The organism is Solibacillus sp. FSL K6-1523, from assembly GCF_038005225.1.
Classification (GTDB): domain Bacteria; phylum Bacillota; class Bacilli; order Bacillales_A; family Planococcaceae; genus Solibacillus.
Genome location: NZ_JBBOSU010000001.1, coordinates 3,933,095 through 3,956,656, shown reverse-complemented (window position 1 = coordinate 3,956,656; position 23,562 = coordinate 3,933,095). Strand labels below are relative to the sequence as shown.

The 23,562-nt window shown below is 37.3% G+C and carries 22 protein-coding genes; 16 read left to right on the top strand and 6 right to left on the bottom strand.

Annotation, left to right across the window (positions count from 1 at the left end; all coding sequences use genetic code 11):
* Nucleotides 1–43: 43 nt before the first annotated feature.
* Nucleotides 44–1,588 (top strand): L-glutamate gamma-semialdehyde dehydrogenase, encoded by a 1,545-nt coding sequence (gene pruA / locus MHI10_RS19090; RefSeq protein ID WP_340788278.1) that lies wholly within the window; start codon nt 44–46, stop codon nt 1,586–1,588.
* Between the two features lie 58 nt (nt 1,589–1,646).
* Here the strand turns inward: pruA and MHI10_RS19085 are convergent, their stop codons facing one another.
* From MHI10_RS19085 to MHI10_RS19065, 5 genes are all read right to left on the bottom strand, one after another.
* Nucleotides 1,647–2,555: an ABC transporter ATP-binding protein gene (locus MHI10_RS19085; protein ID WP_340788276.1), complete on the bottom strand. Its 909-nt coding sequence runs from the start codon at nt 2,553–2,555 to the stop codon at nt 1,647–1,649.
* Entirely contained in the window at nt 2,545–3,603 is a 1,059-nt protein-coding gene (locus MHI10_RS19080; RefSeq protein WP_340788273.1) for an ABC transporter ATP-binding protein, read from the bottom strand. Before MHI10_RS19080 ends, MHI10_RS19085 begins: the two co-directional genes overlap by 11 nt.
* A 14-nt stretch (nt 3,604–3,617) precedes the next feature.
* Complete coding sequence (locus tag MHI10_RS19075) at nt 3,618–4,553, bottom strand: ABC transporter permease (RefSeq protein ID WP_340788272.1); 936 nt, start codon at nt 4,551–4,553, stop codon at nt 3,618–3,620.
* On the bottom strand, nt 4,553–5,482 hold the full coding sequence (locus tag MHI10_RS19070) for an ABC transporter permease (RefSeq protein ID WP_340788268.1): 930 nt from the start codon (nt 5,480–5,482) through the stop codon (nt 4,553–4,555). The genes MHI10_RS19075 and MHI10_RS19070 overlap by 1 nt, the downstream gene beginning before the upstream one ends.
* A gap of 221 nt (nt 5,483–5,703) precedes the next feature.
* Nucleotides 5,704–7,356 carry a peptide ABC transporter substrate-binding protein gene (locus MHI10_RS19065; RefSeq protein ID WP_340788266.1) on the bottom strand — a complete coding sequence of 551 codons (1,653 nt, stop codon included), beginning with the start codon at nt 7,354–7,356 and terminating at the stop codon, nt 5,704–5,706.
* Nucleotides 7,357–7,999: 643 nt separating this feature from the next.
* On the opposite strand from MHI10_RS19065, the gene MHI10_RS19060 reads away from it, so the two are divergent.
* The 9 genes from MHI10_RS19060 to MHI10_RS19025 all read left to right on the top strand — a co-directional run bounded on the left by MHI10_RS19060 (nt 8,000) and on the right by MHI10_RS19025 (nt 16,782).
* The gene (locus MHI10_RS19060) at nt 8,000–8,557 is read left to right on the top strand and encodes a thioredoxin family protein (RefSeq protein ID WP_340788264.1); all 558 of its coding nucleotides are present in this window, start codon (nt 8,000–8,002) and stop codon (nt 8,555–8,557) included.
* Between the two features lie 658 nt (nt 8,558–9,215).
* Nucleotides 9,216–10,133, top strand: a complete 918-nt coding sequence (locus MHI10_RS19055) for a diacylglycerol kinase (RefSeq protein ID WP_340788262.1) — start codon at nt 9,216–9,218, stop codon at nt 10,131–10,133.
* Nucleotides 10,134–10,325: 192 nt separating this feature from the next.
* The gene (locus MHI10_RS19050; RefSeq protein ID WP_340788259.1) at nt 10,326–11,663 is read left to right on the top strand and encodes a cytochrome ubiquinol oxidase subunit I; all 1,338 of its coding nucleotides are present in this window, start codon (nt 10,326–10,328) and stop codon (nt 11,661–11,663) included.
* Nucleotides 11,660–12,685 (top strand): cytochrome d ubiquinol oxidase subunit II, encoded by a 1,026-nt coding sequence (locus MHI10_RS19045; RefSeq protein WP_340788258.1) that lies wholly within the window; start codon nt 11,660–11,662, stop codon nt 12,683–12,685. Before MHI10_RS19050 ends, MHI10_RS19045 begins: the two co-directional genes overlap by 4 nt.
* A gap of 12 nt (nt 12,686–12,697) precedes the next feature.
* Nucleotides 12,698–12,802, top strand: a complete 105-nt coding sequence (gene cydS, locus MHI10_RS21455) for a cytochrome bd oxidase small subunit CydS (protein ID WP_445683198.1) — start codon at nt 12,698–12,700, stop codon at nt 12,800–12,802.
* Nucleotides 12,803–12,936: 134 nt separating this feature from the next.
* Nucleotides 12,937–14,301, top strand: coding sequence for a 23S rRNA (uracil(1939)-C(5))-methyltransferase RlmD (gene rlmD / locus MHI10_RS19040; protein WP_340788255.1), 1,365 nt, complete (start codon nt 12,937–12,939; stop codon nt 14,299–14,301).
* A 265-nt stretch (nt 14,302–14,566) separates the two neighbouring features.
* Complete coding sequence (locus tag MHI10_RS19035) at nt 14,567–14,929, top strand: hypothetical protein (RefSeq protein WP_340788252.1); 363 nt, start codon at nt 14,567–14,569, stop codon at nt 14,927–14,929.
* 42 nt (nt 14,930–14,971) lie between these two features.
* On the top strand, nt 14,972–15,457 hold the full coding sequence (locus tag MHI10_RS19030) for a hypothetical protein (RefSeq protein WP_340788249.1): 486 nt from the start codon (nt 14,972–14,974) through the stop codon (nt 15,455–15,457).
* Between the two features lie 392 nt (nt 15,458–15,849).
* The gene (locus tag MHI10_RS19025) at nt 15,850–16,782 is read left to right on the top strand and encodes an urea transporter (protein WP_340788247.1); all 933 of its coding nucleotides are present in this window, start codon (nt 15,850–15,852) and stop codon (nt 16,780–16,782) included.
* A gap of 286 nt (nt 16,783–17,068) precedes the next feature.
* On the opposite strand, the gene qac is transcribed toward MHI10_RS19025, so the two are convergent.
* A complete protein-coding gene (qac, locus tag MHI10_RS19020) occupies nt 17,069–18,700 on the bottom strand; it encodes a QacA/B family quaternary ammonium compound efflux MFS transporter (protein ID WP_340789291.1) in 1,632 nt (543 codons plus the stop codon).
* Between the two features lie 129 nt (nt 18,701–18,829).
* Here qac and MHI10_RS19015 point away from each other — a divergent pair, with 129 nt between their 5' ends.
* The 6 genes from MHI10_RS19015 (at nt 18,830) to MHI10_RS18990 (ending at nt 23,492) form a co-directional block, all read left to right on the top strand.
* Nucleotides 18,830–19,387 (top strand): TetR/AcrR family transcriptional regulator, encoded by a 558-nt coding sequence (locus MHI10_RS19015; protein WP_340788243.1) that lies wholly within the window; start codon nt 18,830–18,832, stop codon nt 19,385–19,387.
* 249 nt (nt 19,388–19,636) lie between these two features.
* A complete protein-coding gene (locus MHI10_RS19010) occupies nt 19,637–20,167 on the top strand; it encodes a sigma-70 family RNA polymerase sigma factor (protein ID WP_340788242.1) in 531 nt (176 codons plus the stop codon).
* Complete coding sequence (locus MHI10_RS19005; protein WP_340788240.1) at nt 20,164–21,192, top strand: DUF4179 domain-containing protein; 1,029 nt, start codon at nt 20,164–20,166, stop codon at nt 21,190–21,192. The genes MHI10_RS19010 and MHI10_RS19005 overlap by 4 nt, the downstream gene beginning before the upstream one ends.
* Nucleotides 21,193–21,491: 299 nt before the next feature.
* On the top strand, nt 21,492–22,073 hold the full coding sequence (locus tag MHI10_RS19000) for a TetR/AcrR family transcriptional regulator (RefSeq protein ID WP_340788237.1): 582 nt from the start codon (nt 21,492–21,494) through the stop codon (nt 22,071–22,073).
* Nucleotides 22,074–22,125: 52 nt separating this feature from the next.
* Entirely contained in the window at nt 22,126–23,301 is a 1,176-nt protein-coding gene (locus MHI10_RS18995; RefSeq protein ID WP_340788236.1) for a YhgE/Pip domain-containing protein, read from the top strand.
* 14 nt (nt 23,302–23,315) lie between these two features.
* A complete protein-coding gene (locus MHI10_RS18990) occupies nt 23,316–23,492 on the top strand; it encodes a TetR family transcriptional regulator C-terminal domain-containing protein (protein WP_340788234.1) in 177 nt (58 codons plus the stop codon).
* Nucleotides 23,493–23,562 lie beyond the last annotated feature (70 nt).

Below are 23,562 nucleotides of genomic sequence, written 5' to 3'. Positions count from 1 at the left end.
AGGCGCATAAAAATAATGCACTAACCATCGGAGGTAATGATAAATGATAGATTACAAACATGAACCATTTACAGATTTCTCGGTAGAAGCAAATAAAAACGCATATTTAGAGGCGTTATCAAAAGTAGAAGCACAATTAGGCGCAGAATATCCACTCATTATTGGTGGCGAGCGCATTACGACTGAAGATAAAATCGTTTCATATAACCCAGCAAACAAAACAGAAGTGATCGGTTCTGTTTCGAAAGCTTCACAAGAATTAGCTGAAAAGGCAATGCAAGAAGCGGATAAAGCATTCCAAACATGGAAAAAGGTAAAGCCTGAAATTCGTGCGGATGTTTTATTTAAGGCAGCAACAATCATTCGTCGCCGCAAGCATGAATTTTCAGCATGGTTAACAAAAGAAGCAGGGAAGCCTTGGAATGAAGCGGATGCGGATACAGCTGAAGCAATTGATTTCCTAGAATATTACGGACGTCAAATGTTAACAATGAAGGATGGTCGTAAAGTAGAAAGCCGTCCGAATGAATACAATCGTTATGATTATATTCCACTTGGGATTGGTATTGTCATCTCGCCTTGGAATTTCCCATTTGCCATTATGGCGGGTACAACGGTTGCGGCTGTTGTAACGGGTAATACAGTATTATTAAAACCAGCTTCTACAACACCAGTAGTTGCGTATAAATTTATTGAAGTGCTTGAAGAAGCGGGCTTACCAGCGGGCGTTGTCAATTATGTCCCAGGAAATGGTGCTGAAGTAGGGGATTATTTAGTGGATCACCCGAAAACGCGCTTCATTAGCTTCACGGGTTCACGCGATGTTGGTTTACGTATTAATGAGCGTGCATCAAAATTAAATGAAGGCCAAATTTGGATTAAGCGTGTCATTGCTGAAATGGGCGGTAAAGATACGATGGTTGTGGATAAAGAGGCGGATTTAGAGCTTGCTGCACAATCAATCGTTAAATCGGCATTTGGCTTCTCAGGTCAGAAATGTTCTGCATGTTCACGTGTTGTCATTGTAAAAGATGTGTATGATCAAGTAGTTGAGCGTGTAGGCGAATTAACGAAAGAACTGACAATTGGTGATCCAGTCAATCCATCGAATTTTATGGCGACAGTTATTGACTCGGCGGCATTTAAAAAGATTAGTGAATATATCGAAATTGGTAAAACGGAAGGACGTCTTATTGCAGGAGGAACTTCAGATGATTCAGTAGGTTACTTTGTGAACCCTACAGTATTTGCAGATGTTGATCCAAAAGCGCGTATTATGCAGGAAGAAATTTTCGGTCCTGTCGTAGCGATGACAAAGGCGGAAACATTTGAAGAAGCGATTGCGATTGCAAATAACACAGAATACGGCTTAACAGGTGCAGTTATCACGACAAATCGTATGAATTTAGAATATGCGCGTGATGAGTTCCATGTAGGAAATTTATACTTTAACCGCGGTTGCACAGGTGCGATTGTAGGCTATCAACCATTTGGTGGCTTCAACATGTCAGGTACGGATTCAAAAGCAGGCGGACCTGATTACTTAACATTACACATGCAAGCAAAAACAACTTCGGAAACATTCTAATAAGTAGAAAAGCACATCTCGGTTTAATACGAGATGTGCTTTTAACGTTTATTGCGAATTATTTAGCCCATTCTTTCGCTTGTGCTTCTGTACCGAAGACGAAGTGACCAGGGCGAGCTTCAATTACTTTTGCAGCAGGATCGTGCTCTGTATGTTTGTAAGGGATACGTACACGATTGCGCTCATACTCAGGGTTTGGCTGAGGAACCGCTGATAGTAATGATTTTGTATATGGGTGGATTGGATTATTGTAAATCTCATCCGCAGAGCCAAGTTCTAAAATTTTACCGCGGTACATAACAGCAATACGGTCTGAAATGTATTTAACCATTGATAAATCATGGGCAATAAATAAATACGTTAAGCCGCGTTCTTTTTGCAGTTGCTTCAATAAGTTAACGACTTGCGCTTGAATCGAAACATCCAGCGCTGAAATCGGTTCGTCCGCGATGATGAAGCTAGGGTCTAAGCTAAGTGCACGGGCAATTCCGATACGCTGACGTTGACCACCAGAAAATTCATGCGCATAGCGGTTTGCATGCTCACGCGTTAAACCTACTGATTCAAGTAATGAACCAACTTTCTCACGTCGCTCTGCTTTATTTTTATAAAGACCATGAATGTCGAATGATTCAGCAATAAGTTCACCAGCTGTCATACGAGGATTTAATGATGCATATGGATCTTGGAAAATCATTTGCATTTCTCGGTTAAACTGCATTAAATCTTTACGTGATTTGAGCTCTGAAATATTGCGACCTTTAAACGTAATTTGACCTTCTGTAATGTCATAAAGGCGGATAATTGAGCGACCTGTCGTTGATTTACCACAACCAGATTCTCCAACTAATCCTAAAGTTTCCCCTTCATAAACATCAAAGCTAATACCATCAATCGCTTTAATCGGATCTTTTGCTGTACCGAAATGTTGTTTTAAGCCTTGTACTTCTAAAATTTTATTTGCCATTTGCTTTGCCCTCCAGTTCATAGCCTTTGATGCGGCGTGCGATTGCATCAGGGAGTGGCATTTTTGGTGCATCTGGGTGTAAAAGCCATGTTTTCGCAGAATGTGTATCCGATACTTTAAACATCGGCGGCTCCATTTCAAAATCGATTTTCATTGCATGCTCATTACGAGGTGCAAATGCATCGCCTTTTGGTGGATCAATTAAGTTTGGAGGTGAGCCTGGAATTGCGCGTAATAGCTCGTCCGTACTGTTGTTTAAATCGGGCATTGAACCAAGTAAGCCCCAAGTGTAAGGGTGTTTAGGATTGTAGAAAATATCCTCTACTGTTCCGTACTCAACAATTTGTCCAGCGTACATAACAGCAACACGGTCAGCGATATTGGCTACAACACCTAAGTCATGGGTAATGAAAATAATCGACGTGTTCGACTTCTTTTGGATTTCTTTCATTAACTCTAAAATTTGCGCTTGGATTGTAACGTCCAAAGCTGTTGTGGGCTCATCGGCAATTAATAGCTTCGGATCTGCAGCAAGGGCAATTGCGATAACAATACGTTGACGCATACCACCAGATAATTCATGTGGGTATGCGCGGTAACGCTTCTCCGGGAAAGGAATTCCTACTTGGTCTAGCAATTCAATTGCACGTACTTTTGCAGCATCGCGTGAATTCACTTTTTTATGCTTCAATAACACTTCAGTAATTTGCTTACCAATGCGCATTGTTGGGTTTAAAGCAGTCATTGGATCTTGGAAAATCATCGCGATATCATTTCCGCGAACCGCCATCATTTCTTTTTCAGTTAAAGGAATAATGTCTTTTCCGTGGAAATTAATTTGCCCACCTGCATAAATACCAGGTGGCTGTGGAATTAGCTTCATTAAAGCGTTACTCGTAACAGATTTACCAGAGCCTGATTCTCCAACGATGGCTAAAGTTTCGCCTTCATATAATTCAAAACTTACACCTCGTACAGCTTGGACTACACCAGCGTACGTTTTGAAATTAATACGTAAGTCTTTCACTTCTAATACTTTTTTCTTCATCTCGTACACTCTCCTTATTTACGTAATTTCGGATCAAGTGCGTCACGGAGCCCGTCTCCAACTGCGTTAAACGCAAAAATTGTTACCGAGATTAATAGGGCAGGGAACAATAATCGCCACGGGGCAGATGTTAAAGCTTTAAAACCTTCAGAGGCCATTGTACCCCAGCTGGCTAAAGGAGCTTGAACACCTAAACCTAAATAACTTAGGAAACTTTCTGTGAAAATTGCACTTGGAATTGTCATTGTCATTGTTACTAAAATCGCACCCATCGCATTTGGGATAAGGTGGCGTTTAATAATATGCCAATTGTTTGCGCCTAACGTACGAGCAGCTAAAACATATTCTTGGTTTTTAATTTTTAACACTTCACTTCGAACGATACGCGCCATATTTACCCAACCGGTAATCGACAGAGCAATAATCATTGGCACTAAACCAGGCTCCATTACTACAAGTAAAATAATAACAACAAGTAAATAAGGAATGGCAGTTAACACGTCAGCGATACGCATCATAATATTGTCGACACGGCCACCTGCAAGACCGGCAATACTTCCCCATAACACACCGATAATTAAATCAATGGTAGCAGCAGCAATACCGATAAATAATGAAATTCGAGCACCTTCCCATGCACGAACGAATATGTCACGAGCAAGGTCATCTGTACCAAACCAGTGTGTAGCAGATGGTGCACTATTATATAAACCTACACTTTCTTCATAGTTGTAAGATGAAAATACAGGAGCAAAAGCTGCCATTAATGTAATGAAGATTAATATAATTAAGCCAACAATCGCCAGTTTATTATGAGAGAAGCGATAAAATACTTCCTTCCAAAAGGACACTTGTTTTTTTGCGAGTGCGTCAGATTGTTGCGTTTGATTTCCGACAACTTCAAACATTTCAGGTGCAATTTTTGGAATTTGTTGTTTGTCTAAATTCATTATTTTTTCGCTCCTTTCAATTTAATACGTGGATCAATCACGCTATATAAAATATCTACAATTAATACAGCGAATAATAAAATAAGTGAGTAGAACACAGTAGTTCCCATAATTACTGTATAGTCACGGTTTGTAATACTTGTTACGAAATGGCGACCAAGTCCAGGAACGGCAAAGATTTGTTCAATTACGAAACTACCTGTAATAACTCCTGCAAAAAGAGGTCCTAAATACGTCACTACTGGTAATAGTGCATTACGTAGTGAATGTTTGAACACAACTGTCCACTTTCCAAGACCTTTTGCACGAGCGAGTTTCACGTAATCACTATTGTTTTGCTCAAGCATACTTGAACGCGTCAATTTGGCGATGAAGCCTGCGTGTGTAATGGCAATCGCAAATGACGGTAAAATCGTATAAGCGAAACCTTTCCATCCACTTACCGGGAACCAACCCGCTTTGAAAGATAAATAATATTGAAGTAAACCTGCCAAAATAAATGACGGAACCGAAATTCCTAACACGGCAATGATTGTAGCCGCATAGTCTGGAAGTTTATTGTGATACAGGGCAGATATGACACCTAGTAAAATCCCAAGACCAATTGCTAAGATCATTGCTTGAAGACCTAAAGCAAGAGATACAGGGAAACTTTCAGCAATAATGTCATTCGTTGATCGTCCTGTGTACTTCATGGATTCACCAAAATCAAAAGTCATCGTATCGACTAAATAATCTTTGTATTGGATATACCAAGGATTATCCAGTCCATATTTTGCGTTTAGTTGTTCTTCAATTGCAGGTGGTAGGTCACGTTCACTCGCGAATGGACTACCTGGTGCAAGTTGCATTAAGAAAAATGTCGCAGTAATAATTAAATACATTGCTAGAACGATATAAAGTAATCGTTTAATAATAAATTTTACCAATGTCCGTACCTCCTTTATTAATTACATCTCGGCTTTTTTTAGCCAAGGTTGCTACTATATTAATGGTAGAAACCCGCCGTCAAAAAATGTACTATTTTGAAAATTCTTATATAGCAGGAAAGGCTGCTTGAAACAAATGAATGTTTCAGCAGCCTTCCTACTTGAAAAAGACAAGCATCTCATGTGTTCGCATGAGTTTATTGTATAAAGTTTACGAGAGGTTATTTCTTGCCCTCGTCCTCATCCTCATTTTGAATATCTACGTATTTCAGGTTGATGCTACCAATTGCATTAGGAGCCATATTTTTAACCTTATCCGCAACAACATTTAAGTTTGTTTGGAAGTAGATTGGTGCTACAGGCATTTCTTCCATTAGAATAGCTTCTGCTTCTAATAATTTTTCTAAACGTTTAGCAGAGTCTGTTTCTGTAGTAGATTCTTTCAGTAACTTCGTATACTCTGGATTGCTCCAACCAGTTTGGTTATTGCCGTTCTCTGCACTGCTGTACATTTCTAAGAATGAGTAAGCATCGTTGTAGTCAGCAGACCAACCCATACGACCTACTTGGAAATCGCCATTGTTGATTTTGTCTAAATATACTTGCCATTCAGCATTATCAAGCTTAATTTTGATACCTAAGTTTTTCGTCCAACCTTGTTGGATGAATTGTGCGATTGCAGAGTGTGATTCTGAAGTGTTATAAGAAACTTTAATTTCTAAATCAGCAGCGCTTGCAATACCTAATTCTTTAAGACCTGCATCTAAATACTTTTTCGCTTCATCGTAGTTTGCATCTTGGAAATAACCTTCGTCATCGCCGAAACCTGCAACCGAGTTTGGAACGATACCAAGTGCTGGCTCTTGCTCACCTTTAGTGATGTTTTTAACGATTCCTTCACGGTCGATTGATAAAGATAACGCTTTACGAATGTTTTCATTTTGCATAACCGGATCTTTTGTATTTAGTTTGTACCAGTAAATACCTGATAAATCAGATACATTTAATTTATTTTCAGATTTTAAGCGCTCGATTGAATCAAGAGAGATTCCGCCGAATGGTGCGCCTAAGAAGTCAACTTCGCCACTATCAAACATTGTCATTTGTGTCGTTTCAGACTCAACCATTGCAACGTTTACTGATTCAATCGCTACATTTTCAGCATCCCAATACGTATCGCGTTTTTCTAATACGATTTCGCTTGCGTGTTTCCAAGATGCTAAGTTGTATGCACCATTTGATACATAAGAATCAGCTTCTGTGAACCATTTTGGATTCGCTTCAGCAGTTGCTTTGTTAATTGGGAAGAAAGTTTTGAAAGCTGTTAACTCTAAGAAATAAGGAGTAGGCGCTTCTAAAGTAACTTCAAGTGTTTTTTCATCGATTGCTTTAACTCCTACTTCTTCAGCAGTACCTAAACCGTTATTATAGTTTTCTGCACCTTTAATTGCATAAAGGATTGATGAATATTCAGAAGCGTTTTCTGGATTTAAACCCCATAACCATGCAAAGGCAAAGTCTTCAGCAGTTACTTGTTCACCATTTGACCACTGCGCATCACGCAAAGTAAATGTGTAAGTAAGTAGGTCATCAGAAACTTTATAGTCTTCGGCAGCTGCTAAAATAGGCTCGCCATTTACCATTGTTGTTAAACCTTCAAATGCGTTTTCAATAATTACTCCAGAAGTAGTATCTGTTGCTAATTGTGGATGTAATTTTGGTGGTTCAGATGTAATTAATACGTTTAAATTTTTTGCTGCGTCACCTGATGCATTTTTGTCTGTGTCTTTTGACCCTTCATCGGTACCACAAGCTGCTAAAAATGCAGAAAGAGAAAGAGCCATTGCTGGTAATACTACTTTGTTGTACTTCATTAAATAGTCCCCCTAGAAATTCATGTAAATTAAATTTTCTGATAATATTTTGATGCGTTAATACAATATATCAGAATATTGTTGATAAAAAAAGACTGTTTAAGAAAAAAGTTTTGAAATCAAATAAGTCCAATAATTCCGAATATTATCAAATTTATATTATATTTTAAAATAGTTTACCTATATACTAATTAACCCTTGAATTACTTTGAATTCAAGGGGAATATGCTCGAAAAATTCATTCATTTTGAATTTTCAATCTACTATAGTTTGTAACAAAATAGACACAATTGATCTATTTCATCGAAGATTCAAATTTTATTTAACTTAATTCAGCAAATGTATTTGTACCGAAAGCGAAGTGGCAGGTACAGAAGTTCTCTACTTCTATAAGTGGGGGATGAATGCCAAAAAAGGTAATTTTACTTGCGTGGGGGTTTAAACTCCAGCTGAATCAAGTTAAGCTCCGGCGGATGTCACAGATTTTTAAGGGAAGTTTTTCGAGCGAGCTCGAAAAAATCTGGACGCAATTACGCCGAGGCGTAATTGATTCTGGATATAATAATGTTTAGGCATAAATAATCTTTCACTTTGTCATGAAAAGCGTCAAAATGGACTTAGTATATATAGGGAGGGAATTGAAATGAAAACAGAACAACAATATTTTGAAGAAAGTAAAGAAATGAAAGTTTATATGGAGGATATGTCGCAGCTAAAAGAACAGAGCTTTGCTATTTATGAAAGTTTTGAAGTGGCGCAGGAAGATGCATTTATCGAAAACTTGAAAAATGCAAATGTCCATATTTTAGCGATTACAGAAGATTGGTGTGGAGATGCGATGCTAAACAATCCAATCATCCGAAAAGTTGCAGAAGCTGCAAATGTTGAAATTCGTACAGCATTGCGTGATGCAGACACAGATTTAATCGATCGTTACTTAACGAATGGTGGACGGGCAATCCCAATCTATATCATTTTAAATGAGATGGGCGAAGTGCTAGGAAAGTGGGGACCGCGTGCACCACAGTTACAACAATTCGTTATGGATAATCGCGCGCAGCTACCAGATAAGGAAGATCCTAATTTTGAAGAGGCACAAAAAGCGATGTATGAAAACTTCCGTATACAATATACAGAAAATCCGCAAATGTGGTCATATGTATATGAAGATTTTAAAAAGACTGTAGCAGCAATTTTATAGTTTAAAGAAAAGATTCCAACATAAATTCTAATAAAGTATGTGCTTGCATGGCTGGCTAAGCAGATGAGTCACACAGCTTTGTTGTCACAAATCTGTACGACTCATCTTTGTGCTTTGTGCAAGGCCAGCCATTATAAAATTTTGCCTACTGAAGCTTTCTTTATAAAGTGCGCCGCTACCGTGTGAGGCGGCGTTTACTTAATTAATTGTCCTACTGAATAGAAATTTTAAATCCTTTCTTCATTTTTTTAATATAAATACCGGAACTTAATAATACATATGCAAAATAAAATTTTTTAAAAGTAAAAGCATGCTCAAATGGCATTTTTAGCAAGTATGAATACAAATTTTACTATGGCAATATTTGATTCAGAATGATGAAATAATAACTTAGAATTTATAGAAGCAGATACTTAAATAGAACGAGTTGTGTTTATGTTAGATACTTTAATTGATTATATATAATTTTGTCGTATGAAATCGAGGTTCCTACTATATTATAACGGTAGGAACTTATTTTTGATTGGAACGTATATATTGAAGAGGATTACGCGAATAACTAAGCAACAGTTGCAATTTATAAACATCCAACAGTATAATTTTAACAGGATGAAAAAGTGAATTACGGTGAAAAATAATAAATCAGGATGAGATAATTATGAAACGAGCGCGAATTATTTATAATCCATCTTCTGGTCGCGAAGTTTTTAAAAAACATTTACCAGAAGTATTAGAAAAACTAGAAATAGCAGGATATGAAACATCATGTCATGCCACAACAGGTGCGGGAGATGCAACAAATGCAGCAATAGAAGCTGTAAAACGAGAGTTCGATATCGTGATTGCTGTCGGTGGTGACGGTACATTGAATGAAGTTGTTTCAGGCGTTAGTCAATGTGAGAACCGTCCGAAAATCGGGTTAATTCCAATGGGAACGACGAATGATTTTGCACGTGCTGTTCAAATTCCACGGAAAATTGATGAAGCAGTAGACATTATACTTGCGGGTGAAACAATCCCAGTTGATGTTGGAATATTAAATGATGAACGTTATTTCATTAATATTGCTGCTGGAGGGCGTATTACTGAACTGACCTACGAAGTGCCGAGCAAAATGAAAACAATGCTTGGTCAGTTAGCTTACTATTTAAAAGGAATTGAAATGATTCCTTCCATTAAAGCAACGCATATGAAAATTGAAATGGACGACGAAGTATATGACGGCAATGTCATGATGTTCCTATGTGGATTAACAAACTCTGTGGGAGGGTTTGAGAAAATTGCCCCAGACGCATCGATTAATGACGGCTTATTTACGGTCATGATTTTAAAGGAATGTAATATTGCTGACTTTATTCGAATTGCATCACTTGCGCTGCGAGGCGAGCATTTAAATGATGAACGCGTTATTTATCGGAAAGCAAGCCGTGTCAAAGTTACATCTGAGGAAGAGGTACATTTAAATTTAGATGGCGAGTACGGTGGAGATGCTCCGGCGGTTTTCCAAAATTTAAAGCGTCATATTGAAGTATTTGTGCCAATTGACGAAATTCGCGAAGAAGATAAAATCAAATAAATGAATGAAAGCTTGTAGGGACATAATGTCTTTACAAGCTTTTTTCTATTGAATGAATTTATGGGATGAAATGATTTTTGAGAATTTAAGCGTTCGAAATGTCATGAGATGGGTATAGTAATGAAGATAGTGCCTCTGGACGCAATTACGCCAAGGCGAAATTGATTCGATTGCATGAAAGGAGAAAATAAATTGATCAATGATTCTGCTGTATTTTGGAGCCGTATTTTAACTGAAGTTACGCTATCATTTCATATTATTTACGCAACAATTGGCGTCGGTGTGCCAATTTTGATTATGATTGCCCAATGGATTGGAATTAAAAATAATGATGAACACTATATATTAATGGCAAGACGTTGGGCGAGAGGTTTTGTTATTACCGTTGCTGTTGGGGTCGTGACAGGTACTGTAATCGGTCTGCAATTATCGCTATTATGGCCGAACTTTATGCAAGTGGCAGGTCAATTAATCGCGTTGCCACTGTTCATGGAAACATTTGCGTTCTTTTTTGAGGCAATCTTTTTAGGGATTTATTTATATACATGGGATCGTTTTGAAAATCAAAAAAAGCATATGTTGCTACTCATTCCCGTAGCGATCGGGGCATCCATGTCTGCGGTTTTTATTACCGTGTTAAATGCGTTTATGAATGCACCACAAGGCTTTGATATTGTCGATGGACAATTAATCAATATTCAGCCACTCGTCGCAATGTTCAACCCAGCTATGCCAACGAAAGTAGCGCATGTATTGCTGACTGCTTATATGACTTGTGCGTTTTTATTAGCATCCGCTGCAGCATATCGTTTATTGCGCGGCTCCAACCATGAATATCATAAGAAATCACTTTATTTACTGATGAAATTAGGCTTTATATTTGCGGTAGCAACAGCTATTGTTGGTGACTTTTCAGGCAAATATTTAGCGGAGTACCAACCAGAAAAGCTGGCAGCAGCAGAATGGCATTTTGAAACAACACCGAATGCACCGCTTGTATTGCTCGGTGTGCTGGATGATGGTGAAGTGAAATATGCATTGAAAATTCCATATGCTTTAAGTATTTTGGCGCATAATAATCCAACTGCGGAGGTAATCGGACTTGATCAGTTTCCCGTAGACGAACATCCGCCATATTATATTCACTATTTATTTGATGGCATGGTAATGATCGGCATGTTTATGGTGGCACTTTCGCTCATTTATTTACTTGCACTATGGCGCGGCTGGACATTTATTCAAACGAAATGGTTTAGGTGGATTGTCGTCGCAGGTGGGCCATTATCAGTTCTAGCCATTGAATTTGGGTGGTGGCTAGCAGAAGTAGGAAGACAACCTTGGCTATTACGAGGGATTATGCGTACAGAACAGGGTGCAACAACGAGTGAATATGTTGACCTCATGTTAATTTTATTCTCGTTACTTTATTTTATCCTTGCCATTGGTAGTATTCTCGCATTGCAACGTATGTTTAAAAACAATCCAATTGAAAATGAAATAGCGAAAAGGAAAGAGAGGGACTTCGTATGAGTTTAGAGCTTATTGGAATTTGCGTACTTTGGGCTTTTCTTTTCGGCTACGTTATTATTGCTTCGATTGACTTTGGTGCTGGATTTTATAATGCGTATAGTGTGTTAACGAATCGCTCGGATATTTTAAGTGATGTCATTAAACGTTATTTATCACCTGTGTGGGAAGTAACGAACGTCTTTCTCGTATTTTTCTTTGTTGGGATGGTCGGCTTTTTCCCGCAAACCGCCTTTTATTATGGCACGATTTTACTTGTGCCCGTCAGTATTTCGTTAATTCTTTTATCGATTCGTGGTGCCTACTATGCGTTTGAATCATATGGAATGGCAGGGCATAAAGGCTATGCTACAGCTTACGGTTTAGCTGGATTATTAATACCGGCTTCATTTTCAGTGGTATTCACTATTTCCGAAGGCGGCTTTGTGGAAATGGTGAACAATTATCCACAGTTGAATTATAAGGCTTTGTTTACGAGTCCATTAACGTGGAGTATCGTCGTTTTAAGTATTGTTGCCGTGCTTTATATTTCAGCGGTGTTTTTAACCTGGTATGCGCATAAAGCAAGAGATCATAAAGCATCGATCTTAATGCGCAAGTTTGCATTAATTTGGTCGGCACCGCTCGCAATTGCTGCGGTTGGGATTATTGTTGAGTTTCGCGGACATAATTCATTCCGCTTTGAAAAAATGGCGAATGTATGGTGGTTATTTGCGATTTCGGCCATTCTCTTTTTTATTACGACATGGTTATTATGGATGAAGAGAAACTATGGCATGATGGTTATCTTATTATTTAGCCAATTCGCGCTAGCTTTCTTTGCATACGGCATCTCTCATTACCCGTATTTACTGTATCCGTATTTGACGATTCATGATAGCTTCACAAATAAAGAAATGGCGATTGCGTTAATTATCGTGTTTATATTGGGCGCGGCTTTATTAATTCCGTCACTCGTTTTATTATTCAAACTGTTTGTATTTGATAAAGCCTATGTTCGTGGAATTCATGATGAGCATGTATAGGAGGAAGCAGCAATGAGCGGATTTCTAATTTTTGTCGCACCATTTATTGTCGTTGTGCTCGCATTATTTCTTGCATTTTATACAGCACCGAAAGATAAATTAAGTAACAAACAATAAATAGCGCCTCCCTTCACGCATACATCAAATGTGAAGGGGAGGCGTTTTTTCGATTCATAAATGCGGGTTAAGCGTGCAAAAGGTCGTTCACATGGTACAATAAAAGAATTGAAAAACGAGAGGACGAATATGAAATGACTGCACCAATTAATAAAAATGATCGCACGACTGTCTATATAGAAGATTTAACGCATGATGGCAATGGTGTCGCAAAAATAAATGGTTACCCACTCTTCATCCAGGGAGCGCTACCTGGTGAAACGATGGAAGTGCATGTAGTAAAAACATTAAAAAATTATGGCTTTGCTAAAATTATAGGCATTACCGAAAAATCACCGGACCGAGTAGATGCGCCATGTGACTATTTCGCACAATGCGGCGGCTGCCAATTGCAGCACCTTTCGTATGAAGGACAATTAAAATGGAAGCAAAACATGGTTGCCAACGTAATGAAGCGTTTAGGGAAAATCGATGCGCCGGTACTACCTGTAAAAGGGATGGACGAACCTTGGCATTATCGTAATAAATCACAAATTCCATTTGGATTAGGCGATTCAGGACAAACAGTAGCAGGCTTCTACAAAATGAAATCTCATGCGATTGTCGATATGGAACGTTGCTTAATCCAAACGGGTGAAGCCGATATGATGATGGCTGATTTTAAAGAGAAATTAGCAACTTTAGGCATTCGCCCATATGATGAGCAATCGAACCGAGGCATGCTACGCCATGTTGTAGTACGCAAAGGACGCGCAACAGGGGAAGTCATGATTGTGCTCGTTACCAAATCACGCAAATTCCCACAAGCAGAAGCCGCGATTGAATTGCTTCGTGAGCTTGTACCAAATGTTACGTCGATTGTCCAAAATATTAATGGCGAAAAAACAAATGTCATTTTCGGCAATGAAACACTTACACTTTGGGGCAAAGATACGATTGAAGATACGATTGGCAATGTACGCTTTGAAATTTCGGCACGTTCTTTCTATCAAGTAAATCCGCTCCAAACAGAGGTGCTATATAAGCAAGCATTGGACTATGCACAGCTAACAGGCAATGAACGTGTCATTGATGCATACTGCGGTATCGGCTCGATTTCACTATTTTTAGCGCAGCAAGCAGGGCATGTAATGGGCGTTGAAATTGTGCCACAAGCGATTGAAGATGCAAAGCGCAATGCAGAACTAAACGGCTTTACAAACACCTATTTCGAAGCAGGCCCAGCAGAAGAAGTGATCCCTCGCTGGTATAAAGAAGGTAAGGAAGCAGACGTGTTAGTCGTCGATCCACCACGTAAAGGCTGTGACGAGGCATTACTCAACACAATCATCGAGCAGAAGCCAAAACGTGTCGTGTATGTTTCTTGTAATCCTGCAACACTAGCGCGTGATTTACGTATTTTAGAGGATGGTGGGTATAAGACGCAGGAAGTACAGCCGGTTGATATGTTCCCGCATACGACGCATTGTGAAGCGGTGGCGTGGTTGGAGTTGGTTTGATTTAATATGTAATATAAATAAAAGCTGTGCCGAAGAGCCAATTATTACAATTGGACATTTCGGCATGGCTTTTTTAATTATAATTAATTTGAAGAATTGTATCGATGCTTGGTGCAGGTTGTTCCGATGGTGAAATTTCGTTTTTTTTGCTGTTCTGAAAAGGATTAAATATTTTGACGTTGAAGTTATTGAATTAACGATATAATGAATTTTAAAAATTCAACTATAAAAATAGCGAAATTAAATTATGAGGAGTGAGGCTTGAATGCTAAGTATAGAGGATTATATCTCTCGAAGGAAAAAGGAAGATAAGCTCAACGAATTTGATATTGATGCACGTACTCAAAACATGAAAATTTGCGTTGATTATATATTTGAGTATTTCACTAACTATCTGAATATCACGGAAGCTGAAGAAAAAACGATATTGCATAATGAAAAGCTAGAGAAATATTGTAAGCAGCTTAAGGAGTATGAGCCTGAGGTTAGAGAATGGGCTGTTGGTATTTATAATGAATGTGGGAAACAAATACACAAACATGTTGGAACAATTATGAAGAAGAATGAGTTTTTCTTTCTGTACAATGCTGAAAGTGAATTTAGAAATGCTTCATATGATTGCTATTAACAACTCATTAAAAAGTTGCCGTTTCTTAAGGACCAGACCGAAATGCTATTTCTTTTAATAAGGGATTATCACAAAGTAGAGAGTAAGAAAAATTTTAATATTGAACATTCATCAATATCAGAAGAAATTACTGATTGGATTGATACAACGTGGGAAAAGCATCAGGTTAATCTACTTGCATTTGCTTATAGTTGGATACACCACTTTTTTGATAATGAAGATACTTGGCCAGCAACTCATAGAAAGAAAAGTAATCATAGCTGGAGAAAGTACGATTATAATTACAAGCAAAAAAGCAATCTTTTTAATCTCGATTCCTTGTATAGAAAGATGCCGAAAAAGTCTTTTACTAAAGGCAGGAAACAGGAATTCGAAATATTGTTAATGTATTATTGGCTTCAAGATATAGAAGGAGATAACGATTATTGGCAGGAGTATTTGGAGGTGATATTGCCTGCTTTGAAAAAAAAAATATTGACAAAAGGTTGTACTCTTGAATATATGTCTAAATCAGCTTCAAGAAGATAACTAATTCTGCAATATTTAACAAGGTACATAAAATTTATCGATTAACAAAATTAGAGGATATTTTAGATATTCAAAGATAATTGGGTGTACACGTTGAAAATACAAAAACAATTGTAAATGAAGTACAAGTAGGTAGGGATGAACCTTATAGTTGTTAGAATAGTCAGAAATACAAAGGGGGTATGGGAGGTGAAAAGGTAGGGGTCATTTAATAATTAATAGTGCTATAAGAAAATCCAATTAATAATAAAGACAGTAGCTTTAAATAAAATGACTAGATTTTCTTTTCAATTTAAGGGAATATCCATTTATGTGGATAAGCATTCAATAGACGATTTACTTTTCGTTAAATTTATAACGAAACGGAAGGACAATTGGAGGAGGGACATACGTTGAAAAATAATTCATTCATCAATCGGGCATTTCACTTTATGAAAGTATCACTGAAAGGTATCTCACAAGTTATTTTGATAGAAAACTCCATTACTGGAGCTATTATTCTGCTTGCTATTATGATCTCTTCCTTTTCTTTAGGAGTTATTGCTATATTATCGGCAATGATTGGTACATTACTAGGGAAATTGGGCGGTGCCGATAAAGAGATTATTAATCAAGGATTATTTGGTTTTAACTCTGTGCTTACAGGTATGGCACTGTACTTGTTTCTAACTGGTCCATTCCATTGGATCTTCTGTCTAATCGGCGCCTTCCTTGCTGCCATCATAACTGCCGCATTGATGCATGTTATGAAAAAGACGGACATACCGGTTCTAACATTTCCTTTTATTATATTAACTTTGTTTACCTTGCTCATATCTTACCGATTAAGCGCAGTCCATACGAGTAATGCACTCGTACCTCAAAGCTTATGGCAGTGGGAGTTAGATATTACAGGACCATTTAATTTGACAGAAGGGATCTTTACGGGAATCGGACAAGTATTTTTCCTCGATTATACAATATCTGGGCTTTTGATTTTTATTGCCGTTTTTATTGCTGGTTGGCGACTTGGTCTTTATGCTTTTTTAGGAAATGCAGCCGCTTTATTAACCGCTTTAATACTAGGAGCAGAACGCTCATTAATATTCGTTGGTTTGTACGGCTATAATGGTATTTTAACTGCCATCGCAGTAGCACTTATATTTAATACGAGTAAACAGCGACTTTCTTATGTTACAGGAATTATTGCAGCATGTTTGACTGTTCCAATTGCAGCTAGTCTCCATACATGGCTTCTGCCTTTTGGTCTTCCTCCATTAACCATGCCCTTTGTCTTAAGCACATGGATATTTCTTAGCGCAAGGAAAGTACTGCCGAAATTATAATTTGATTTAAGCATGCAAGAAGAAATGCAGAAAACGGGGTTAATAGATCGCATCCACATAATAGCGACGATATATTGTGAAGCGGTGCTTGGTTGGGGATGATTTAATTTAATAAATCGAAAAAAAAGGGCTGTGCCGAAAATCCGATTAAACATTGAGATTTTCGACACAGTTTTTTAGTTGTATTTGCACTGGATGCAAGTTTAATTACAATGAAGTTTAACAGAGCGAATTATTTAAATGCCTTCATTCCCTAGACATACCTATTAGTTACATATAATTATTATTAGTGATCTTTTTGCTTCGTAATATCCAACGATTTAGGAATTAAAAAGAAAACAATAACTGCTACAATCATCATTATAATTCCACCGATTAAGGCTGTTGTTACAAAAGAGTCGTTAAACGCAGCTATAGCTTCTGTAGCAAGTTGAGTAAAGCCCGTTATTTTAGCTACCTCAACAGCACCTACAACGGATTCGTTAGCAATTTGCGCGAATTCACCAACAATTCCATCGGATGAAAATGCTGTAATATCTAAATAGGAGCGATAAAGCAGTGATGCAAGACTCCCAAGAACAGCGATTCCAAACACGTTACCAAGATCATACATAGATTCTTCAATTGCAGCAGCATTCCCTGCTTTTGATGTTGGTGTTTCCAACATTATGAGAGCAGAAGCAACCGCTAAAGAAGCAGTACCAGCTCCAACTAATATTAGTGCTACAGCTAAAGTTGGATAGGTTAACGGATGTCCGAAGAAATACATAACGAACATACCGATAGCTGCAATTCCAATTCCAATTGGTAGTACAATTTTTGCCCCTAGACGTGCGGCTAACCATGGAGCTAATGGAGCGAAAACCATTGCTCCTAATGCCATTGGTAACAGATAGAACCCTGCTTTAAATGGTGAAAGTCCTTCAACGACCTGTAACCATTGGGCAACTAATAAGAGGACAGATGCCATTGCAAACATAGTCATGAATGCTGCAATCGTACCAGCTGAGAATGATCGACTATTAAATAACCTTACATCAAGCATTGGGTCAGAGCTCGATAAATTACGTCGTACAAATAATATAAGCATAACGAAGGCAGCTACAATAACAATCCATGGTGTTAATTCAGAAAGCCCTTCTTTTGAGAATTCTTTAATACTCCAAACAAATGCAATCATACCTGCGACTGATAAAAAAGTAGACGGTATATCCCAGCTATGAGCTTGTGAAGTGGATACCCGTGACTCAGGTAGTAAAAATAGACCAGCAATGACAGCGATTATAGCGAATGGAACATTAATTAAAAAGGCTGAATGCCATGAAAAATATTCAAGTAAAGCCCCTCCAATAATTGGGCCAAATATAGCACCCACAGAAGAAACAATCGACCATACAGCCAGTGCTGTTGCTCTTTCTTTAGGATTTTCAAAGATTACACGAATCATGGAAAGAGTCGTTGGCATAATTAGAGCACCAGCAATTCCGAGAAGAAATCGAATAGCAATTACATAGGATGCACTTTCCGCAAAAAATATGAGTAAAGATACTAATCCGAATAGAGTGAACCCAGTTAGTAAAGCTTTTTTACGCCCCCATCTATCAGCTAAAGTACTCAATGGAATAATAAAACCAGCTAAAATGAGCGAATATATATCAACAATCCATAACTGCTCGGTAGCGCTAGGCTTTAAATCTCTTACAAGATCAGGTAAAGCCATAATGAGAATCGTCATATCCATCATTACAACGAATAAACTAGCTGCAAGAACAATCAAAGCGGTCCATCGTTGCTTTGGTGTCATCATATCTGATGTTTTCGAAAAAAATGAAGCCATCTTACTTTTCCTCCTTAGATACGCTTTTATAACAAACCGACTGTACGGTCTATAAAAGGAGTGTAACTTATAATATTTAATTTTTCAAGTTAATGATACAAATATTTTTGGGGCAAATAGAAGAATGGAAGGAGGATAAACCATAAAAATGAAAACGTAATTGTATATGTTATAATGGATGATAATTTCTTCATAGTAGGAGTGAAAAAGTTGAGAGAAAAGATATTAAAGGCAGCAAAAGAACTATTTATTAAAAATGGCTATAATGCTACTACAACTGGGGATATTGTGAAGTATTCTGGCAGTAGTAAAGGGAATTTATATCATCATTTTAAAACAAAAGAAAATCTCTTTTTGGAAATTCTAAATAATGAAGATGCACAATGGTATGCAAAATGGCGCGAAGAAGAGAAAAAGTGCCAGAGCAATAGAGAAAAATTTTATCTATATAACGAATTATCCTTGAAAACGGAGTTCTATTATCCGCTGCAAACGGCAATAATGGAATTTTACACTGGAGAACACGAATCAAAACATAGCGAAGAAAAAATAAACGAGCTTGAACAACAATATGTAAATACTTACTATGAGATATTTAGTGCGGGAAATAGAGAAAATGAATGGGCTATTGAAGATGTAGAATCTGTTAGTCAAATTGCTGCGACAACGATCAATGGAATTATTACCTTTACTAATAAAACAGATATCAAAAAGAGAATGGAGCTTATGGAGCGTTTTTCTCAAATATTTTTAAAAGGCGTAGAATAAAACATGCACCGGTGCACAAATAACTCTGATAATAAAAATACAATAAGTGAAGTTGAAGTCCTATGTAGAATTGCATGGGGCTTTTTTAGTTGGATAGAAAAATGTATTGGTACCCGTTACAAGTTGTTTTACATATTCCAACTATGCACTTTAAGAATACATAGAAGTAATAATGTTGCCTATTTAATTATTTTGCAACCAATGTACTTCCTCGTTCGACTTTATTGTGTAACGGAGAGGAGAGCCGAAATGGATATCGCAAAATTAGTACACAAAGCTAAAAAGGGGGAAGATGAAGCATTTGAACAACTGATTAGTTCAGTTCGACAAAAGTTGTATCGGACAGCCTATGCATATGTTAGAAATGAACAGGACGCGCTTGATATTTATCAAGAAACAATTTATACAGCTTTAATTTCAATAAAGACGTTAAAAAAATCTGAAAGCTTTGTTAGTTGGATTACAAAAATTTTAGTTTTTAAAGCGATTGATTTTATTCGAAAAGAGTCTCGCCATTTTTCTACAGATGATGAGAAAATATTTGCTGCATTAATTGCACCTGAAAATGATGATTTTATATTGCATTCAATGGACCTATCAGAAGCCCTAAATTTCTTAAATCCAACCGCAAAAACCATTATTTTATTGAGGTACTATCATGATTTGTCTATTAAGGAAATTGCCACAATCATGAATTCTCCCGAGGGAACGGTCAAATCCCATTTAAGTAGAGCGAAAAAGGAGCTAAGGCCCATTTTAAAGGAGGACTATCTCTTATGAATAAAGACAAATTCAGTAATTCAATCGACAATATAAATGTCCCTATCGAAAAGTTAAAGGAAAGAGAGAAAATAGCTATATCTCATGCCAAGAAAAAAAGAAGAGTTGGAAGTAAAACAAAACGTTCATTGTTAGTTGCATGTGGGTTATGTGTTTCTTTGCTTGGCTCTGGATTTGTTTCCACAGGTATGGCGGGAGCGTTATCCAATATTCCACTAATTGGTCCAATTTATAAAGACTTTAGAGATATTGCTTTTAATAAAATTGAACGTAATCAACTCGCAACAATAATTGATAAACAAGATAGTCAAAACGGTTTAACGATGACCGTAAAAGAAGCAGCCTATGATGGTACTCACTTAATGGTATCCGTTGTTTATACAGGTGAAAAAGTACTTTCGTTGCAAGATGAAAAAGTTGGTTTTTCTTCTTTAACAATCAATGGACAACCCATTGAGGTATCAAATGGTGGAACGGGGCAAGACGATATAAACCCGAATACAATTATTGAGCATCATGAATATACATTTGTTAATTACGATGAATACGGCGATGAAATTGAAGTTGCGGTCCACGGAGAAAATTTATTTGGCTTTGAGGGGGAGTGGGAGGTAGCTTTTCCGCTTGAAAAAGTAGCAGGCGAAATCTTTGAGTTCTCACCACAAGTATCTGCACAAACATTGGATGAAGTGTATACGATAACAGCAGAAAAAGTGACATTTAGTCCTCTCACAACAAGAATTGATTTAAGTGTTGATTATCCTGTTGAAATGAATGCAAATGATACATGGCCGTGGTTTGAAATGTATGTACTAGATGACTCTGGACAAAAGTATGAAGGATTGACGTTACAAACTGGTGTGGTGCCAGGGAATTACGGTCATCAGAATATCCTCACATTGCCTCCATTAGATACGATACCTGAATCATTTACACTTAAACCAGGTCGTCGAAATAGTGAAGGTTATTTGGAAGAAATTAAGGAATTAGAATTGGTAATTCCTTTAAATAAAAATAATGAATGACCTCGTTTGTTTTGTGAATTGTTAAGCGCGGCATAGTTGGGGGCAGTTTGATTTATTAATTAGTAAAATAGCTGTGCCGAAAATCCGATTATTATTGGAATTTCAGGCACAGCTTTTTGTTTGAGACTTATGAATTGTATTCTATTAACTGTATTGATTCTACATCTGGTGCAGGTTGTTTCTCTAACTCCGACCAAACGACTAACATGCAGAAAACAAAAAACAGATTGACAATTCATTTGCCCCCATCATATAATGCAAGTAATTACTTACATGTATAAGAGAGATGTGATGAAAGATTGGAGAAAGAAACAACTTCCGAACGTATTATAGAAGCAGCGATTGAACTGGTAAGTAAAAAAGGGTATAAAGCGACAACCACAAAAGCTATTGCTGATCTTGCTGGGGTCAATGAAGTAACAATTTTCCGCAACTTTGGAAACAAACGTGGCATACTCAATGCCGTTATTCAAAAATTCTCCTATGGGCCCCTGTTACAAAAAGTCATTCAAGAACAGGCAACTTGGGACTTAGAATACGACTTGTATCATTTTTCAACGCAGTATCAAAACTATATGTTTTCCATTAAAGAGTATGTACTTATTTCTTTCAAAGAAGCAGGCGCTTTTCCTGAAATTGATCAAGAAGTTGCCAAAATACCTTTATTCATCAAACAAGAATTGGTCGCGTATTTTTGTGAAATGGAGAAAAGAGGGAAGTTGACGGATGTTGATATTGAAGCTATCGCTATGACATTCATCCATTTAAATTTTGGACATTTTATATCACGCGCGCGACTTGGTTCAAGTGTTACGAAAATTTCAACAGAGGACATTTTTAAAACGTCCATCTCAATTTTTTCTAGGGGTCTAACTCCCTAGAAAAAATTTTATTATATATGCAAGTAAGTACTTACACTCAGGAGGGGTTTAGATGAAATCTTTAAAAGCATTGTTTCACATTCGAGAGACGTATATCGGGATTGCAGCTGCGATTGCTTTTCAAGTTATTTTTTTCAGCGTATGGATGACTGCTTATGATGGAGTTAATGATCGTATGGACCAATTGAAGATCGGTCTTGTTAATGAGGATGAACAATTGGGAATCGAAATTACAAACCAACTGGAAAACCAGCTTCCTTTTCAAATTCAATCATACACATCAATTGAAAATGCAAAATCGATTATGGATGAGCGACAAATTGACATGATTATTCAAATACCTTCATCCGTAACAACATCGCTTGCATCAGGAGAACAAGCACAGATCGTCTATTGGATTAACCAATCAAATGCAACTCTAGTGAAAACAATGATGGAAAACACCGCTGTCCAGCTAACTAATCAAATGAATCAACAATTCTATCCTGTTCAAATCAATGAAGCACGTTCTCAATTCATACAACAGCTTCCTTTATCGGAGGAATCAGCTTTAATAGTGGAAGATGCAGTGCTATTTTTGTTAGACTCCTTAGATAGTCATCCACTGTCTAGCTCCATTAAGAAAACCAATGAAGTAGATGGTTTTGCAGCAAATTTTGTCCCATTGATGATTATTCTATCGTCTTTTGTTGGGGCAATGGTGATGATTATGCAACTGGAATTAGCTACCCAATCCATTCAGGAAACAATTTCAAAATGGAATATCTTCATAGGTAGACAAATCATTCAGGTTGGGGTCGCATTATTACTCCCTTTGTTGACGATTGGGTTAATGACTGCCTTTCACATCACAAGTCAATTAAGCATTCCAACACTCTATCTATTCCAGTTCATTTTATTTTGGGCTTTCTTATCTTTTGCACAAGTTTTTGTTGTGTTGTTCGGCAATGCCGGCATGGTTTTCAATATTTTGGCGTTGTCGCTACAGCTTGTAACATCTGGCGTACTCGTCCCACGAGCTGTGTTATCCGATTGGTATATGAAAGTCGGCTCTATACTTCCTGCTACTTACGGGGCTGATGGCTATTATACAATTATTTTCGGAGGCAGTGACACAAATATTTATGAGAATATGTCATCGCTTTTTGTAATAATTATCGTGACTTTGTTGCTTTCAATTGGAGCTGTATTTTTGAAAAAACAAACGAGCTTGAACAACAATATGTAAAAACTTACTATGAGATGTTTAGTGCGAGAAATAGAGAAAATGAATGGGCTATTGAAGATGTAGAACCAGTTAGTCAAATTGCTGCGACAACGATCAATGGAATTATTACCTTTACAAATAAAACAGATATCAAAAAGAGAATGGAGCTTATGGAGCGTTTTTCTCAAATATTTTTAAAAGGCGTAGAATAAAACAACATGTCTAAGTTTACCTTGAATAAAACATGCACCGGTGCTCAAACGATCTAAACTATAATAAATA

Coding starts and splice junctions, on each gene's coding strand:
- MHI10_RS19010 (WP_340788242.1), top strand. CDS start 19,637: ATGGATATCGCAAAATTAGTACACAAAGCTAAAAAGGGGGAAGATGAA.
- MHI10_RS19045 (WP_340788258.1), top strand. CDS start 11,660: ATGAGTTTAGAGCTTATTGGAATTTGCGTACTTTGGGCTTTTCTTTTC.
- MHI10_RS19035 (WP_340788252.1), top strand. CDS start 14,567: ATGCTAAGTATAGAGGATTATATCTCTCGAAGGAAAAAGGAAGATAAG.
- MHI10_RS19055 (WP_340788262.1), top strand. CDS start 9,216: ATGAAACGAGCGCGAATTATTTATAATCCATCTTCTGGTCGCGAAGTT.
- MHI10_RS19060 (WP_340788264.1), top strand. CDS start 8,000: ATGAAAACAGAACAACAATATTTTGAAGAAAGTAAAGAAATGAAAGTT.
- MHI10_RS18990 (WP_340788234.1), top strand. CDS start 23,316: ATGTTTAGTGCGAGAAATAGAGAAAATGAATGGGCTATTGAAGATGTA.
- cydS (WP_445683198.1), top strand. CDS start 12,698: ATGAGCGGATTTCTAATTTTTGTCGCACCATTTATTGTCGTTGTGCTC.
- MHI10_RS19005 (WP_340788240.1), top strand. CDS start 20,164: ATGAATAAAGACAAATTCAGTAATTCAATCGACAATATAAATGTCCCT.
- pruA (WP_340788278.1), top strand. CDS start 44: ATGATAGATTACAAACATGAACCATTTACAGATTTCTCGGTAGAAGCA.
- MHI10_RS19075 (WP_340788272.1), bottom strand. CDS start 4,553: ATGAATTTAGACAAACAACAAATTCCAAAAATTGCACCTGAAATGTTT.
- rlmD (WP_340788255.1), top strand. CDS start 12,937: ATGACTGCACCAATTAATAAAAATGATCGCACGACTGTCTATATAGAA.
- MHI10_RS18995 (WP_340788236.1), top strand. CDS start 22,126: ATGAAATCTTTAAAAGCATTGTTTCACATTCGAGAGACGTATATCGGG.
- MHI10_RS19085 (WP_340788276.1), bottom strand. CDS start 2,555: ATGGCAAATAAAATTTTAGAAGTACAAGGCTTAAAACAACATTTCGGT.
- MHI10_RS19080 (WP_340788273.1), bottom strand. CDS start 3,603: ATGAAGAAAAAAGTATTAGAAGTGAAAGACTTACGTATTAATTTCAAA.
- MHI10_RS19030 (WP_340788249.1), top strand. CDS start 14,972: ATGCTATTTCTTTTAATAAGGGATTATCACAAAGTAGAGAGTAAGAAA.
- MHI10_RS19065 (WP_340788266.1), bottom strand. CDS start 7,356: ATGAAGTACAACAAAGTAGTATTACCAGCAATGGCTCTTTCTCTTTCT.